Origin of the sequence: Variovorax sp. V15, assembly GCF_041154425.1 — a bacterium.
Classification (GTDB): Bacteria; Pseudomonadota; Gammaproteobacteria; order Burkholderiales; family Burkholderiaceae_C; genus Variovorax; species Variovorax guangxiensis.
This window is the reverse complement of record NZ_AP028659.1, coordinates 6,301,847-6,318,020: the sequence shown is the minus strand read 5'-3', so window position 1 is coordinate 6,318,020 and position 16,174 is coordinate 6,301,847. Positions and strand designations below refer to the sequence as shown.

The following is a 16,174-nucleotide window of genomic DNA, read 5'->3' as shown; positions in this document are numbered from 1 at the left end:
ACCTCAGGTCCTGACGCGGCCGTCGCCCGTCAGCATCGAGAGCTCGACGAACTTCGAGCCCACGTGGTTCCTGGCCGAGAACGACACCTCGAAGCCGCCGAACTGCTGGCGGTCGATGCTTTCCAGGCCCGCGATCAGGCTCTCGCGCGTGGGCTTGCCCGGCGCCTTGCGCAGGCCTTCGACCAGCACCTTCGCGGCCAGGTAGCCCTCCAGGCTCGAGAAGTTGACGCTCGCGCCGTTGACCTTGCGCGCCGCCTCGGCGAACTCGCGGGCCAGCGCGTTGGCCTGGTTGTAGGGCGAGGGCACCACCTGCGTGATCATCACGCCGGCGCCGTCCTTGCCCAGCTCGTCCGCCAGCGCCTGCGTGCCCACGAAGGACATGTTGAAGAAGGTGCCGCCATAGCCTGCCTTGCGCGCTTCGCGGATGAAGGCCGCGCAGGCCTTGTACGCGCCCACCTGCACCACGGCGTCGGGCCGCGCCGCGACGATGGCCTTCACCGCCTGCGCCACGTCGGCCGAGTTGCGCTCCACGGTAGCCAGCGCGACCGGCTTGAGCTGCTGCTCGCCGAGCGCCAGCGTCACGCCGTCGAGGCCGGCCTTGCCGTAGGCATCGTTCTGATAGAAGACCGCGATCTTCTTCAGGCCCAGGTGGGTGAGCTGCTTCACCATCAGCGCCGTCTCGTCGTTGTACGAGGCGCGCAGGTGGAACACGTTCTTCTGGAAGGGTTCGCGCAGCGACATCGCGCCGGTGAAGGGCGCCACGAAGGGCACCTTGTCCTTCACCGCCAGCGGCAGCGCGGCCAGGCTGGTCGGGGTGCCGATGTAGCCGAAGAGCGCGAAGACGTCTTCCTCGATCAGCTTCTGCGTGTTGGCCGCGCAGCGGTCGGGCTCATAGCCGTCGTCCAGGTTCTTGATGACCACGTTGCGGCGGCCGGGCTGGGCGTTGTACTGGTCCAGGAACAGCTTGGCGCCCTGGTGGAACTGGATGCCCAGCTGCGCCGCCGGGCCGGTGAATGCCGCCGACTGGCCCAGCACCAGCGGCGTGTCCTGCGCCCGGGCGAGGCCGAAGCCCCCCAGCGTGGCGGCCGCGCCCGCGGCCAGAGAAAAACGACGTCGATTCAACAACATGATGAAAACCCACTCCTGCGCTCTGAATCGCGCACAAATTAGACTTGCCCGATGGCCCACGCACCGGATACCTCGCTCGAAGAAGCGCCCTCCCAGCCCGCAACGACCACCGTGCTGGGCGCATGTCCGCACGACTGTCCGGACACCTGCGCGCTGGTCACCACCGTCAGGGACGGCGTTGCCGTGAAGCTGCAGGGCAACCCCGCCCATTCGCACACGGGCGGGGTGCTGTGCACCAAGGTGTCGCGCTACATCGAGCGCAACGACCATGCGGAACGGCTGGTTCAGCCCCTGAAGCGGGTGGGCCCCAAGGGAAGCGGCCAGTTCGAGCCGGTGAGCTGGGACGCCGCCCTGGACGACATCGCGGCGAATCTTCAAGTATTACAGGGAAAACCCGAAGCTATTGTCCCCTATAGCTATGCGGGCACCATGGGCCTGGTGCAGGGCGAGTCGATGGACCGGCGCTTCTTCCACAAGCTGGGAGCCAGCCTGCTGGACCGCACGATCTGCTCCATGGCCGGCGGCGAGGCCATGCTCTACACGCTGGGCGGCAAGGTCGGCATGCGCATCGAGTTCTTCGCCGAGGCCAAGCTCATCCTGATCTGGGGCAGCAATTCCATTGCCAGCAACCTGCATTTCTGGCGCCACGCCCAGGCCGCCAAGCGCGCCGGCGCGCGGCTGGTGTGCATCGACCCGCGCAAGACCGAAACCGCCGACAAGTGCGACGAGCACATCGCGCTGCTGCCCGGCACCGACGCCGCGCTGGCGCTGGCACTGATGCACGAGCTGATCGTGAACGACTGGCTCGACCACGACTACATCGCGAACCACACGCTGGGCTGGGAGCAGCTGCGCGAGCGCGCGCTGCAATGGCCGCCGTCGCGCGCGGCGCAGGTCTGCGGCATTCCCGAGGAACAGATCGTCTCGCTCGCGAAGGCCTACGGCACCACGAAGCCGGCCGCGATCCGCCTGAACTACGGCATGCAGCGCGTGCGCGGCGGCGGCAACGCGGCGCGCGCCGTCGCCTGCCTGCCGGCGCTGGTGGGCGCCTGGCGCGACCGCGCGGGCGGCCTGCTCTTGAGCAGCTCGGGCCACTACCCGGTGGACCGCGCCGCGCTGCAGCGCCCCGACCTGCTGGCCGGGCGCAAGCCGCGCACCATCAACATGAGCACCATCGGCGATGCGCTGCTCGACACCGCCAACCCGGTGAAGGCCATCGTGGTCTACAACAGCAACCCGGTGGCGGTGGCGCCCGAGTCGGCAAAGGTGGCGGCGGGCTTCGCGCGCGAAGACCTCTTCACCGTGGTGCTGGAGCAGTTCCGCACCGACACCGCCGACTACGCCGACTACCTTCTGCCCGCCACCACGCAGCTGGAGCACTGGGACATCCACTGCAGCTACGGCCACACCGACGTGCTGCTGAACCGCCCGGCCGTGGCGCCGCGCGGCGAGGCCCGCAGCAACGCCTGGGTGTTCCGCGAACTGGCGAAGCGCATGGGCTTCACCGAACCCTGCTTCTCCGATTCCGACGAGACGCTCTGCCGCACCGCCTTCGCCGAGCGCAACATCGATTTCTCCGAACTGATGGCGCAGGGCTTCAGCAGCCTGAAGCTGCCCGAGGCGCCTTTCGCCGAAGGCGGCTTCCCCACGCCCTCGGGCCGCTGCGAATTCTTCAGCGACCGCCTGCAGGCCATGGGCTTGGACGGCCTGCCCGATCACGTGCCCAACTGGGAGCCGGCCGGCAGCTCGACCGAGTTCCCGCTGGCCATGATCTCGCCGCCGGCGCGCAACTTCCTCAACTCGACCTTCGTCAACGTGACGAGCCTGCGCGCCATCGAGGTCGAGCCGCTGCTCGAGATCCACGAGGCCGACGCCGCGGCGCGCGGCATCGAGGACGGCGCCACGGTGCGCGTGTTCAACAAGCGCGGCGAGCATCGCTGCCGCGCCGAGATCTCGCGCCGCGCACGGCAGGGCGTGGTGCACGGCATGGGCATCTGGTGGCGCAAGCTCGGCATGGACGGCACCAACGTCAACGAGCTCACCAGCCAGCGCCTGACCGACATCGGCCGCGGGCCGACCTTCTACGACTGCCTGGTCGAAGTCGAGAAGGTGTGAGGCCCCGACGCGTTCTTCCGGCCCTCGCACTGGCCGGCTCGCTGCTCCTGCTCACCGGCTGCGCCGACCTCGGCTACTACTGGCAGTCCGCCAGCGGCCACATCGGCATCATGCGCGCCGCCAAGCCGGTGCCCGAATGGCTGGCCGATCCGTCGGTGTCGTCGGCGCTGAAGGCCAAGCTCGAACTCACGCAGCGCATCCGCCGCTTCGCCTCGGCCGAACTCGGGCTGCCCGACAACGCCAGCTACAAGTCGTACGCCGACCTGCATCGCGCCGCGGCCGTCTGGAACGTGGTGGCGGCGCCGCACTACTCGCTCACGCTCAAGAGCTGGTGCTTTCCGGTGGCGGGCTGCGTGGGCTACCGCGGCTACTACACCGAGGAAGCGGCCAAGGCCGAGGCCGAGGAGCAGAAGAAGCAGGACCTGGAAGTGGCCGTTTACCCGGTGCCCGCGTACTCCACGCTGGGCTGGATGAACTGGGCCGGCGGCGATCCGCTGCTGTCGACCTTCATCGGCTACCCAGAGGGCGAGCTCGCGCGCATCGTGTTCCACGAGCTCGCGCACCAGGTGCTCTACGTGGCGGGCGACACGGTCTTCAACGAGTCCTATGCCACCGCGGTCGAGCGCATCGGCGGCGCGATGTGGCTGCAGCGCGAGGCCGGCGATGTGGCGCGGCGCGAGTACGCGCAGTTCGACGCGCAGCGACAGGAATTCCGCGCGCTGGCGCTCGACACCCGCCGCGCGCTGACGAAGGTGTACGAGTCGCCCGAAGCCAAGGCCAAGGACTGGACGAAGGTGGAAGCCATGAAGCAGGCCGCCATGGCCGACTTCCGCGAGCGCTACGCGAAGCTCAAGGCCGGCTGGACCGGCCCGCGCCAGAACGCCTACGACGCCTGGGTGGCGCGCGCCAACAACGCGGCCTTCGGCGCGCAGGGCGCGTACGACGATCTCGTGCCCAGCTTCGAGAAACTCTTCGAGCGCGAGGGCCGCGACTGGCCGCGCTTCTATGCCGAGGTGCGGCGCATCGCGAAGCTGCCGACCTCCGAGGAACGCCGCGTCGCCCTGCAGGCAGCGACGGGTATCCTCCAGACCCAGACCACACCTGAACACGACAAGACCGGAGATCGCGGTGCCTGACATCCACATCGAACGCAACCACACACTGGGCATCGCACGCGCGCGCGTCGTCGCGCGCAAGTGGATCCAGCAGGCCGAGCAGGAGTTCGGCCTCGAATGCGTCTACACGCAGGGCGAGGGCTGCGACACCGCCACCTTCACGCGCGCCGGCATCGACGGCACCGTCGAAGTCACCGACACCACCTTCAAGCTCGACGCGACGCTGGGCTTCCTGTTCAGCAGCTTCAGCGAAATGATCGAGGCCAAGATCACGCGCAACCTCGACGCGATGCTCGATGCGCCGCGAGGCGGCGGCACGCGTCTCGCCTGAGCGCGCTGAAGTTCAGACGATGGTGTAGCCGCCGTCCACCGGCAGCGCCGCGCCGCTCACCATCGAAGCGCCATCGCCCAGCAGGAAGAGGACGGGCGCCACCACTTCCTCCACCTGCGCGAAGCGGCCCAGCGGAATGTTCTTCAGAGCCGCAGCGCTCTTGGCCGGATCGGACCAGGCCTGCTCGGCCATCGGCGTGAGCGTGACGGTCGGGTTCACGCTGTTCACCCGGATGCCGTGCGGCCCGAACTCCAGGCACAGCGAACGCGTGATGGCGTCCATCGCCGCCTTCGAGGCGCAGTAGCAAAGATGCGCGTCGAGCGCCACCAGCGCAGCCTGGCTCGACACGTTGACGATGCTGCCGCGCACGCCGGCCGCGATCATGGCCTTGCCGCAGCGCGAGGCCACCAATGCCGCCGCGCGCGCGTTGACGGCCATCACGGCGTCGAAGCTCTCGGCCTGCATCTCGGTGGCCGGTTCGAGCAGCGCGATGCCGGCGCAATTCACCACCAGGTCGAAGGCGGGCAGGGGCGCGAGCGCGCGTTCCAGCGCGGGTGCGTCGGCCACGTCGAGCACCAGCGGCGTGCAGCCGGCTTCGGTGTGCAGCGCCGCCAGTGCCGCGGCATTGCGCCCGATGGCCGTGACCTGCGCGCCTGCCTGCGCGAGCCGCGCCGCCACCGCGCGGCCGATGCCGCTGCTCGCGCCGGTCACGAGGGCGCGGCGCCCGGAGAAATCGAAGGAAGTGGTCATTTCAGCCGCTGCATCGCATCGCGCAGCGCGGGGTAGAGCGATTTGTAGATTTCGAAGCGCTCGCGGTACGCGGCCTGCGCGCGGGGCTCGGGCCGCGCCCGCTCCACCAGCGTGACCCAGCCGCGCTCGGCGGTGGCCGCATCGACCAGCCCGGCGCCGAGCGCCGCGAGCATGGCCGCGCCCAGCGCCGCTTCCACTTCCTGCTCGATGGTGAACACCGGATAGCCCGTGATGTCCGCCACGATCTGCATCCAGAGGTCGGAGTGCGCCGCGCCGCCGACCACGATCAGGCGCTCGTCCAGCGGCTGGCCGCTCTGGCGCCCGGCCTCGATGTTGTGCTGCAGCGCGAAGCTCACGCCCTCGAGCACCGCGCGGTACAGGTGGGCGCGGCTGTGCGCCAGCGAAAGCCCGATGAAGGCGCCTTTGGCCTGCGCGTCCCAGATCGGGCTGCGCTCGCCCATGAGGTAGGGCAGGAACACCAGGCCCTCGGCGCCGGGCGGAACCTCGACCGCCTTGCGCTCGATCAGCGCGTGCGCGTCCTCGCCGGTGCGCGCGGCCTCGGCGATCTCCGCCTGGCAGAAGGCTTCGCGGAACCAGGTGACCGCGGCGCCCGCCGTGATCGCGCCGCCGAACACATAGCTGCGGTCCGCGCCGCGGTACACGTGCGGCATGGTGATGAGCCGGTGCCGCGCATCGACAGTGGGGCTCACGAAACCCCAGCACATGCTGGTGCCGATCATCGCCACGTGGTCGCCGCTGCCGGTGACGCCCGCGCAGAAGGTGGCCACCGCCGCATCGACGCCGCCCGCCATCAGCGGCATGCCCTCGGCGAGGCCCAGCTTCGCGGCCCATTCGGTGCTCAGCCCGCCGACCACGTCGCTCGACTCGACCAGGCGCGGCGGCATCATGCGCGACGGAATGCCGAGCATCTCCATTGCCTCTTGCGACCACTGCCGACGCGCCGCGTCGTACACGCCGCCGATGTTGCCGGCCGAGCTGTGGTCGACGGCGAGCTCACCCGTGAGCCGCCAGTTGATGTAGCTGTTGGGCGGCAGGAAGTGGCGCGTCTTCGACCACACCTCGGGCAGGTGCTCGCGCACCCACAGGATCTTGGTGAAGCCGTAGTAGCTGTCCACGCCGTTGCCGGTGATGGCCTGCAGCCGCGCCACGTCGACGTTCTCGTTCACCGAGTCGACCTCGGCGGTGGCGCGGCGGTCCATCCAGATCAGGCAGGGGTGCAGCGGGCGCATGGCCTCGTCGACCGGGATGCCCGCGCCGCCGTAGAGGCTGCTCACGCACATCGCGGCGATGTCGGCCGGCGCGACGCCGCTTTTCGCCACGCAGGCGCGCACGCTCTCGCACACCGCCTCGAACCACACCTCGCAGTCCTGCTGCGCCCACAGCGGCTTCGGCGTCTCGGGCTGGTAGGCCACGCTCGCCTGAGCATGCACATTGCCGTCGATGCCGACCAGCAGGCACTTGGTGCTTTGCGTGCCGATGTCGACGCCGATCACGTATTTCATGTTGTCCCCTGGCCGGTTGTCTCTCGGGATCGGGGCTGCGGTTTCAGCAGCACCTTGATGGAATCCAGCGAGTTTGCCAGCGCGAAGGCGCGCTCCCATTCGGTCAGCGGAAAGTCGTGCGTGACGATGCCCTTCGAGGTGACCAGCCCGCGCGCCAGCAGGTCGATGGCCACGGGGTAGCAGTACGGCCCCAGGTGCGCGCCGCGCACGTCGAGCTCCTTGCGGTCGCCGATGATCGACCAGTCGGCGCTGGTCTCGGAGCCGAACACGCTGAACTCCACGAAGCGGCCGAGCTTGCGGATCATCTCCAGCCCTTGCGTCACGCCGATGGGCGCGCCGGTGGTTTCGATGTACACGTCGCAGCCGTAGCCTGCGGTCAGGCCCTTGACGATGGCGTCGGCGTTCTCCGTCTTCGGGTTGACGACGACGTCGGCGCCGTACTGCTTCGCGAGCGCGAGGCGCTCGGGCACGAGGTCGATCACGACCAGCTTCTTCGGCGTCTTCAGCGCCGCCACCTGCGCCATCATCAGCCCCAGCGGGCCGGCGCCCGCGATCACCACCACGTCGTCGAGCTGGATGTCGCCGCGGTTCACCGTGTGGATCGCGCAAGAGAGCGGCTCGATGATGGCCGCGTCCTCCAGCGAGATGCCGTCGGGAATCCTGTGCACGCGCGCGGTGGGCGGCAGGCGCATGTAGTCGGCCATGCCGCCGTCGGCCACGATGCGCTGGAAGCCGAAGATGTTGTGCACCTCGCACATCCAGTACTTGCCCGAGGTGCAGAAGCGGCACTTGCCGCAGGGCACGATCTGCTCGGCGATCACGCGGTCGCCCTTCTCCACGCCGAAGTGTTCGGCCGCGCCTTCGCCCAGCGCCTCGACGTAGCCGAAGAACTCATGGCCCGGGATGACGGGCGCCTTCACCCACGAGGGCTGGCCGTCGCCGCCCCAGAACATCTTCGCGCCCGAATGGCACTTGCAGTCGGAGGCGCAGATGCCGCAGGCGGCGATGGAGATCAGCAGCTCGTTGGCGCCGATGACCGGCATGTCGACGGTCTCCAGCCGGTAGTCCTTGGGGCCGTGGCACACCACGGCCTGCATGGAGGCGAGCTGGGAGATGGCGCCCGAGGTGCCGGGCTGGAGTTTCTGATAGCTCATGGTTCTTTCTGTTCGAAGGGTTTGCGGTTCTTTCGCGGAACACCGCGGAACCGGCTTTGCCGGGCCGCTGGTGTTGCCCCCCCGGTAGGGGGTTGGCGTAGCGACACGAAGTGCGCGAAGCCTGGGGGCGAACTCATCGTTTTGCTTCTCGGCTGATGAAGATGGCGAGCAGCACGATGCCGCCCTTGATGATCAGCTGCAGGTACGGCGACACGCCGATCATGTTCAGCCCGTTGTTCAGCACGCCCAGCAGCAGCGCGCCGACCAGCGTGCCCACGATGGCGCCGCGTCCGCCCGCGATGGAGGTGCCGCCCATCACCACGGCCGCGATGGCGTCGAGCTCGAAGCCCACGCCCACGCCGGGCTGCCCGCTGGTCACGCGCGAGGCCTGCACGATGCCGGCCACCGCGGCGGTGAAGCCGCTGAGCGCATACACCAGCAGCTTGTAGCGCGACACCCGAACGCCCGAGAGCCGCGTGGCCTCCTCGTTGCCGCCGATGGCGTACACGTATCGGCCGAAGGGCGCCATGTTCAGCAGCACATAGGCGGCCAGATACATCGCCAGCATGATGAGGATCGGCACCTTGATGCCCGCCAGCACGCCGCCGCCGAGGAAGGCGAAGGAATCGGGCAGCCCGTCGATGGGGTAGCCGCCGGTGTAGATCAGCGCGATGCCGCGCGCGATGCCCATGGTGGCCAGCGTCACGATGATGGGCGGCATGCGCAGGTAGGCCACGCAGTAGCCGTTGAACAGGCCGATCACCACGCCCACGCCAAGGCCGAGAGGCACCGCCAGCACTGGCGGCAGGCCGAACTGCACCATCAGCCCCGAGGCCAGCGTGCCCGACAGCGCCACCACTGCGCCCACCGAAAGATCGATGCCGCCGGTGAGGATCGCCGCCGTCATGCCCACCGCGATGATCGCGTTGATGGACGACTGCAGCGCGATGTTCTGCAGGTTGCTCCACGAGAGGAAGTTGTCGGTCGCGACGATCATGAAGACCGAGATCGCGACCAGCCCCACCAGCGGCAGGAAGGCCGTGGAGCGGCGCAGCTGGGTGAAGAGGCCGCCCGCGGGAACCGGAGGCACGGGGTGATGGCTGGCGGTGGCGTTCATTGCAGGCCCCCTTTGGTTGCGTGGCGCATGATGTCGCCGGAGTTGATGGAGTCGCCCTCGAGCGTGGCGACGATGGAGCCGCCGGAGAACACCGCGACGCGGTCGCACATGCCGACTATCTCGGGCAGCTCGCTCGAAATCATCACGATCGACTTGCCCTGCCGCGTGAGCTCGCGCATGAGCCCGTAGATCTCGGCCTTGGCACCCACGTCGATGCCGCGCGTGGGCTCGTCGAAGATCAGCACTTCGCAGTCATGACCGAGCCAGCGCGCGATCACCACCTTCTGCTGGTTGCCGCCCGAGAGCGTGGCCACGCGCGTCTCGATGCCTGGCGCCTTCACGCCCACGCGGCGCGAGAGTTCGTTCGCCGAGCGCTCCTCCGAGGCCCGGCCGACCAGTCCCGCGCGGCGGTGCCTGCCGAGGTTGTTCAGCGAGATGTTGAAGCGGATCGTGAAGTCGGTGATGAGCCCCTCGACCTTGCGGCTCTCGGGCAGCAGGCCGATGCCGTTGTCCAGCGCCTGCGTCGGGTCGTTCAGCCGCACGGGCACGCCGTTGCGCAGCACCGTCTTGCGATGGGCGCGGTCGGCGCCCATCATGCCCAGCGCCAGCTCGGTGCGGCCCGATCCGACCAGCCCGGCGAAGCCCAGGATCTCGCCCTCGTGCAGCTCGAAGGCGTTGACCGGCCCGCCCCTGGCGAGCTGGATGTGCGGCACCTCCAGCACCTTGCGCCCGCGCGGCGCGGGCTGCGGTTTCGGCGGAAAGCTGTGCTCGATGCGCCGGCCCACCATCATCTCGACCAGCGCGTCCACGTTCGTCTCGCCCACCTCGGCATGGCCCGCGTTGGCGCCGTCGCGCAGCACGCTGATGCGGTCGCACACCTCGAAGATCTCGTCGAGGTGGTGCGAGATGAAGATCATCGCCACGCCCCTGGCGCGCAGCTCCCGCATGATCTTGAACAGGTGCCCGGCCTCGTTCGGCGTGAGCGTGGCGGTCGGCTCGTCGAGCACCAGCAGGCGCGCCTTCAGCGACAGCGCCTTGCCGATCTCCACGAACTGCTGCTGCGCCACCGAGAGCCGGCAGATCGGCGCGTCGAGATCGATCTGCACGCCCAGTTCGTCGAAGAGCTCGCGCGCCGAGCGCTTCATCGCCGCCTTGTCCATCAGGCCAAAGCGGTTCCTGATGTAGCGGCCCAGGAAGATGTTCTCCACCGCATTCAGGTACGGAACGAGGCTGAATTCCTGGAAGATGATGCCGATGCCCGCCGCGATCGCGTCGTTGTAGCCCGCGAAGCTGCATTCGCCGCCGTCGATGATGATGCGTCCCTCGTCGGCCTGGTGGATGCCGCCGAGGATCTTCATCAGCGTCGACTTACCCGCGCCGTTCTCGCCGAGCAGCGCGTGCACCTCGCCCTTGCGGATCGACAGGTCGATGCCCGAGAGCGCCTTCACGCCGGGAAAGCTCTTCGAGACGCCTTCGAGCCGGAGGATTTCGGCGGTGTCGTTCATGGCCGTGCGCTGCTTCGGGCGTGGGTTACCAAGTGAAGGTCTTCGCACCTTCGGCGTCGATCAGCTTCACGTCCACCGGCACGGCGGCCGGCACGTTGGCGCCCCACTTCTTCGCCAGCGCGATGCCGATGGCCAGGCGGATCTGGTCGCGCGGGTACTGCGCGGTGGTCGCGATGAACTTCGAGCCCGGCTTCTGCATCGCCTTGATGGCCTCGGGCGCGCCGTCCACGCTGGCGAGCTTCACGTCCTTGCCGCTGGCCTCGATGGCCGCGAGCGCGCCCATGGAGCCGCCGTCGTTCACGCTGAAGATGCCCTTCAGGTCCTTGTTGGCCTGCAGGATGTTCTCGGTCACGGTGAGCGCGGTGGCGCGCTCCTGCTTGCCGTTCTGCGTGCTCACCACCTTGATGCCGGGGTACCTGGAAAGCGCCTCGCGGCAGCCCTTCACGCGCTCCAGGATGGGCACCACCGGAATGCCGTCGAGGATGGCCACGTCGCCCTTCTCGCCGATGTTCTTCGCGAGGTAGTCGCAGGCCAGGCGGCCGGCGTCGGTGTTCTTGGAGCCCACGAAGGAATCGACCGGGCCCTGCGCGTTGGCGTCCACCGCCACCACCACCACATTCGCCTTCTTGGCCGAGCGCACGGCCGACTGCACGCCGGTGGAGTCGGTCGGGTTCAGCAGGAGGATGTCGACCTTCTTCTGGATCATGTCCTCCACGTCGCCGATCTGCTTGGCCACGTCGTGCCGCGCGTCGGTGGTGACCACGGTCGCGCCGATGCTGGCGGCGGCTTCCTCCAGCGCCTGCTTCATGGTCACGAAGTAGGGGTTGTTGAGCTCCTGGAAGGTCATGCCGATGCGCAGCGGCTGCTTCGCCGACTGGGCCTGCGCGGCCGAAGTGCCGCAGACCAGCGCGGCGATGCATGCGGCGAGGGCGGTGGCTTTGAGAAGTTTCGTCATGGTGGCTGTCTCCTTGAGGTTGTCTCGCTGTTTGAAAAAACGCTGGCAAAGGGCCGCCCCGCGCGACGCCTTTTTTTGCGCCGCGCCGGAAACGACGCGGGGGAACTCGGTGAGGTGCCGTGCGCTACGGCGGGCTGGCGGCATGCGAGGCGGCTGCCTGCATGCGGTGGAACTTGCGGAACTTGGTCGGCGGCATGCGCTTGTGCAGCAGGAACTGCCGGTTGAAGTTCGACACGTTGTTGAAGCCCACGTCCATGCAGACGTCGAGCACGGGCTTCTCGCTGTTGGTGAGCAGCTCGCAGGCGCGGCTGATGCGCAGCCGGTTCACGTAGCGCACGAAGGACTGGCCCGTGTGCTTGCGGAAGGAGCGCGAGAACGCGCTCGGGCTCTGGCCCACCAGCTCGGCCAGCATCGGCTCGCGCAGCTCGTCGCCGAGGTTGGCGGCGATGTGCGCCAGCACGTTGTTGATGGCATGCGACATGAAGGCCTTCGGGTCGGGCTTGAAGGCCGGGCTCGCGAGGCGCTGGCGGTCCTGACCGTCGGCCAGCAGCTCGAGCAGCGACAGCAGCAGGATCACCCGGCGCAGGCCGCGCGCCTGCAGCAGCGATTCCATGATCGGCTTGGCCGCCGCGGCGGTTTCGGCCGAGAACAGCAGGCCCGAGCCCGATTCGGCCAGCAGCGGCGCGACGCGCTCGAATTCGGGGAAGGCCGCGGCCATGCCCTGCACCAGCGAGGCCGGGAACTGGATCACGATGCCGCGCCGCTCCACGCTCTGGCCGGCGGGCACGTCGCTGATCCAGTTGTGGGGCAGGTCGGGGCCCATCAGCACCAGGTTGCCCGGCTCGAAGTGGCCGACGTGGTCGCCCACGAAATACACGCCCTCGGTCTCGACGATCAGCTGGATCTCGTACTCGGGATGGAAATGCCAGCGCACGGTGCGGTACGGGTAGCCGTGGGCCCAGCAGGTGAACGATTCGTCACCGCGGACTTCGACGATTTCCAGGTCGGGTTGCATGGGGCGGACTGTACGAATCGCTCCCGATGCCAACAACCAGAGATAGCGCCCTGAATTGATACTTTCTTGACCCTGGAAGGGCCGCTGAAGGCCGCCCCGCTGGCCCTCATTGCGCCGCAGCAAGGGCCTTCCTCCCCGGGGGAGCGGGCCGGACGGGGCTGTCGTTGCTGCACTGCGGAATCGGCGGGGCCTGCGGTGTCAAGAATTCATAGGTGTTTTCCCGCCCCGGCGGGGTGGCTGCGGCGGCGCGGCACACTCGGGCGCATGACGACGACCGCTTCAACCAACACCGTATCCGCTTCGCCGGCCGGCCCGCTGGCCGGCCTCAAGGTCATCGAGCTCGGGCAGCTCATCGCCGGGCCTTTCGCCGCGCGCACGCTGGCCGACTTCGGTGCCGAGGTCATCAAGATCGAGCCGCCGGGCGCGGGCGACCCGCTGCGCACCTGGCGGCTGCTGAAGGACGGCACCTCCGTCTGGTGGCAGGTGCAGTCGCGCAACAAGCGCTCGCTGGCGCTGGACCTGCGCGAGGCGGAGGCGCAGGCCATCGTGCGGCAGCTCGCTGCCGAGGCCGACGTGCTGATCGAGAACTTCCGCCCCGGCGCGATGGAAGGCTGGGGCCTCGGCCCCGACGAGCTGCTGGCCGCCAACCCCGCGCTGGTGATGCTGCGCATCAGCGGCTACGGCCAGACCGGGCCCTACCGCGACCGCCCCGGCTTCGGCGTGGTGGCCGAGGCCATGGGCGGGCTGCGCCACCTCACCGGCGAGCCGGGCCGGGTGCCGGTGCGCGTGGGCGTCTCGATCGGCGACACGCTGGCCTCGCTGCACGGCGTGATCGGCGTGCTGATGGCGATGCAGCACCGGCACGCGACGGTGAGCGCGGAATTCCCCAAAGGGCGCGGGCAGGTGGTCGACGTGGCGCTGTACGAGGCTGTCTTCAACTGCATGGAAAGCCTGCTGCCCGAGTACGGCGCCTTCGGCGCGGTGCGCGAGGCTGCCGGCAGCGCCTTGCCGGGCATCGCACCGACCAATGCCTACCGCTGCGCGGACGGCGGCTACGCCATCGTCGCGGGCAACGGCGACAGCATCTTCCGCCGGCTCATGGAATGCATCGGCCGGCCCGACCTGGCCGTCGACCCGGCGCTGGCGGGCAACACGGGCCGTGTCGCGCAGGTGGAAATGCTGGACGCCGCCATCGGCGACTGGGCCGCGCAGCGCACGGTGGGCCAGGTGCTGGCCGCGCTCGACGCGGCGCACGTGCCGGCCGGGCGCATCTACACCATCGCCGACATCGCGGCCGATCCGCACTACGCCGCGCGCGGCATGCTGCAGCAGGTGCGCATGTCCGACGGCAGCGATCTCGCGGTGCCCGGCTTCGTACCGAAGCTGTCGCTCACGCCGGCCAGCCACCGGCGCAACGCGCCCGCGCTGGGGGCGGACACCGACGCGGTACTGAAGGAGATCGGGTTGAGCACGCAGCAGATCGCGGCGCTGCACGAGCGGGGCATCGTGGGCTAGTTCGCCACGGGGCGATTCACGGGCGCGAAACCGTCCTCGTGCGATAAAGCGGCAAAGGAGAGAGTCCATGGCTGCAGCAGCGAACGAGCGACGGGAAGTCCACAGGCGCGACAACAACGGCAATCTTCCGTCCATGAAGAGCGAGCTTTCGGAATCGGACGAAAAGAAGCTGGAGCGCCTGCTGCAGGAGCTTCGCCTGCGCCGCATGGCGCTGGAGCCGAAATTCTCCGACGACGTGATCGTCTGGCCGCCCCGCACGGCGGAGGCCGGTGGCGCGGAGCTGGCGACGCTGAGCGCGATCAACCTCGGCAACGCGGCGGATGCGATAGGCGAGGGCGTGCGCGGCCGCGGCGCGCCGAGGATGAAGCTGCTCAAGCAGGTCGAGGGCGTGTCGGTGATGCGCGCCAATTCGTCGGCCCTGCTGGCCATGCGCCGCAACACGCCGGGGTTGCGGATCGCGCCGGCGGCGTGGGCCTATTTGCAATACATCCGCCCGCTGGGCGACGAACTGGAGGCGAGCGCGATCCAGGTCGCCGCGGGCACCAAGGTCAAGCGCTTCGAAGTGCGTTTTGCCGACGCGCAGGGAAAGCCGGTGGCGGGCGTGCGGGTGAAGGCGCTGGTGGACTGGGACGGCGCGCACGTCCCGGCCGTGACCGACGGCGACGGCGTCGCGAGCCTGGGGATTCCGGTGCTCTACCGGCGCGTGGAAATGATCCTGGTCGAGCCGGAGCACACGCACTGGTCGGTGTTCGTGAAGGGCTTCGAGCGGGTCGATGCGCCCAAGCGGCTGAACGTGCTGGCCGCGCCGCTGGCGCCCGACAGTTTTCAGCTGCTGGCGAACTACGCGCCCTACGATGCGCAGGCGGGCGAGGGCGTGACGGTGGGCGTGATCGACAGCGGCGTCGGGCCGCACGCCGGCATCGCGGTGGCGGGCGGAGGCTGCTTCGTCACCGGCGAGAACCCGGCGGATTTCCTGGACAACGGCATCGGGCACGGCACCCATGTCGCCGGCATCATCGCGGGCCGGGTGGCGGCGGACACCGGCATCTACGGCCTCGCGCCCGCCTGCCGGCTGATGGCCTACCGCGTCTGTCCGAAGAGCGGCGAGCGCGGGCGCGCCAAGTCGACCGACATCGCGAGCGCGCTCGACCGGGCGATCGCCGACGGCTGCCACATCGTCAACATCAGCATGGGCAGCCTGGAGCCGATGCCGGAGATGCCCGACATCCTCGAGAAGGCGCGCAACGCGGGCGTGGTGGTGTTCGCCGCCACCGGCAACGACGGCCAGTCGCTCCTGCGCTACCCCGCCCGCTACAGCCACACCCTGGCGGTGGGCGCGCTGGGGCGCGACGGGACCTTTCCGGCGGACTGCCCCGAGAGCTTCCAGGAAAGCGAGATTCGCCGCCGCAAGGAATTCGTCGCCGAGTTCTCGAACTACGGGCTTTCCACCGATTTCATCGGCCCCGGCGTGGCGGTGCTGTCGGCTTTTCCGGGCGACCGTTACGCCATGATGTCCGGAACTTCGATGGCCACGCCGTACTCCTCGGGAATGGCGGCCCGTTTGTTGTCAGGGGATAACAAGCTGCTTAACATGCCGGGAGGCCCTGAAAAGGCCGACGCCATCGTCAGGATGCTGTCCAAGGCAGCGAAAAAGGTGGGTTGGCCGGCCGAGTACGAAGGTTTTGGAGTTCTGAAGTGACCAGCATCGTGTTGACCTACACAGGCAGCCCGCGCAAGAAATTGTCGGCGGAAGCACGGCTGCGCCGCTGCGTGCCGGGCGTGGTGCTGACGGCCAAGACCAGCACCCTGATGGAAGCCCAGGTCGACGAGGAGCAGCTTGCCGCCCTCGAGCAGAACCCCGAATGGGCCGTCTCCCAGCCCACCTTCGCGGAAATCCGCAAGCCTGTCTTCAATCTGAAAAACGCACGGGCCAAGCTCGCGAAGTAGCCGC

The 16,174-nt window shown here is 68.9% G+C and carries 14 protein-coding genes; 6 read left to right on the top strand and 8 right to left on the bottom strand.

What is annotated here, in order from left to right; genetic code table 11:
* Positions 1 to 3: 3 nt before the first annotated feature.
* Positions 4 to 1,128, bottom strand: coding sequence for an ABC transporter substrate-binding protein (locus tag ACAM57_RS29860; protein WP_165909629.1), 1,125 nt, complete (start codon positions 1,126 to 1,128; stop codon positions 4 to 6).
* Positions 1,129 to 1,179: 51 nt separating this feature from the next.
* On the opposite strand from ACAM57_RS29860, the gene ACAM57_RS29855 reads away from it, so the two are divergent.
* From ACAM57_RS29855 to ACAM57_RS29845, 3 genes are read left to right on the top strand one after another with little or no spacing between them, the layout of a single operon-like run.
* On the top strand, positions 1,180 to 3,243 hold the full coding sequence (locus ACAM57_RS29855; RefSeq protein WP_369659942.1) for a molybdopterin-dependent oxidoreductase: 2,064 nt from the start codon (positions 1,180 to 1,182) through the stop codon (positions 3,241 to 3,243).
* Complete coding sequence (locus ACAM57_RS29850) at positions 3,240 to 4,379, top strand: aminopeptidase (protein WP_369659941.1); 1,140 nt, start codon at positions 3,240 to 3,242, stop codon at positions 4,377 to 4,379. Before ACAM57_RS29855 ends, ACAM57_RS29850 begins: the two co-directional genes overlap by 4 nt.
* Positions 4,372 to 4,689 (top strand): polyhydroxyalkanoic acid system family protein, encoded by a 318-nt coding sequence (locus tag ACAM57_RS29845; protein WP_184640232.1) that lies wholly within the window; start codon positions 4,372 to 4,374, stop codon positions 4,687 to 4,689. The genes ACAM57_RS29850 and ACAM57_RS29845 overlap by 8 nt, the downstream gene beginning before the upstream one ends.
* Positions 4,690 to 4,701: 12 nt before the next feature.
* On the opposite strand, the gene ACAM57_RS29840 is transcribed toward ACAM57_RS29845, so the two are convergent.
* The 7 genes from ACAM57_RS29840 to ACAM57_RS29810 all read right to left on the bottom strand — a co-directional run bounded on the left by ACAM57_RS29840 (position 4,702) and on the right by ACAM57_RS29810 (position 12,708).
* Positions 4,702 to 5,439, bottom strand: a complete 738-nt coding sequence (locus ACAM57_RS29840) for an SDR family oxidoreductase (RefSeq protein WP_369659940.1) — start codon at positions 5,437 to 5,439, stop codon at positions 4,702 to 4,704.
* On the bottom strand, positions 5,436 to 6,962 hold the full coding sequence (locus ACAM57_RS29835; protein ID WP_369659939.1) for an FGGY-family carbohydrate kinase: 1,527 nt from the start codon (positions 6,960 to 6,962) through the stop codon (positions 5,436 to 5,438). The genes ACAM57_RS29840 and ACAM57_RS29835 overlap by 4 nt, the downstream gene beginning before the upstream one ends.
* Complete coding sequence (locus ACAM57_RS29830; RefSeq protein WP_369659938.1) at positions 6,959 to 8,116, bottom strand: alcohol dehydrogenase catalytic domain-containing protein; 1,158 nt, start codon at positions 8,114 to 8,116, stop codon at positions 6,959 to 6,961. The genes ACAM57_RS29835 and ACAM57_RS29830 overlap by 4 nt, the downstream gene beginning before the upstream one ends.
* A gap of 133 nt (positions 8,117 to 8,249) precedes the next feature.
* Positions 8,250 to 9,233 (bottom strand): ABC transporter permease, encoded by a 984-nt coding sequence (locus tag ACAM57_RS29825; protein ID WP_369659937.1) that lies wholly within the window; start codon positions 9,231 to 9,233, stop codon positions 8,250 to 8,252.
* Positions 9,230 to 10,738 (bottom strand): sugar ABC transporter ATP-binding protein, encoded by a 1,509-nt coding sequence (locus tag ACAM57_RS29820; RefSeq protein WP_369659936.1) that lies wholly within the window; start codon positions 10,736 to 10,738, stop codon positions 9,230 to 9,232. Before ACAM57_RS29820 ends, ACAM57_RS29825 begins: the two co-directional genes overlap by 4 nt.
* 25 nt (positions 10,739 to 10,763) lie before the next feature.
* The gene (locus ACAM57_RS29815) at positions 10,764 to 11,693 is read right to left on the bottom strand and encodes a substrate-binding domain-containing protein (RefSeq protein WP_369659935.1); all 930 of its coding nucleotides are present in this window, start codon (positions 11,691 to 11,693) and stop codon (positions 10,764 to 10,766) included.
* A gap of 124 nt (positions 11,694 to 11,817) precedes the next feature.
* Positions 11,818 to 12,708, bottom strand: coding sequence for a helix-turn-helix domain-containing protein (locus ACAM57_RS29810; RefSeq protein ID WP_369659934.1), 891 nt, complete (start codon positions 12,706 to 12,708; stop codon positions 11,818 to 11,820).
* A gap of 264 nt (positions 12,709 to 12,972) precedes the next feature.
* Here ACAM57_RS29810 and ACAM57_RS29805 point away from each other — a divergent pair, with 264 nt between their 5' ends.
* The 3 genes from ACAM57_RS29805 to ACAM57_RS29795 all read left to right on the top strand — a co-directional run bounded on the left by ACAM57_RS29805 (position 12,973) and on the right by ACAM57_RS29795 (position 16,170).
* Positions 12,973 to 14,223, top strand: a complete 1,251-nt coding sequence (locus tag ACAM57_RS29805) for a CaiB/BaiF CoA transferase family protein (protein ID WP_369659933.1) — start codon at positions 12,973 to 12,975, stop codon at positions 14,221 to 14,223.
* Positions 14,224 to 14,290: 67 nt separating this feature from the next.
* Complete coding sequence (locus ACAM57_RS29800) at positions 14,291 to 15,922, top strand: S8 family serine peptidase (RefSeq protein ID WP_369659932.1); 1,632 nt, start codon at positions 14,291 to 14,293, stop codon at positions 15,920 to 15,922.
* A complete protein-coding gene (locus ACAM57_RS29795; protein WP_126022327.1) occupies positions 15,919 to 16,170 on the top strand; it encodes a hypothetical protein in 252 nt (83 codons plus the stop codon). Before ACAM57_RS29800 ends, ACAM57_RS29795 begins: the two co-directional genes overlap by 4 nt.
* Positions 16,171 to 16,174: the final 4 nt, after the last annotated feature.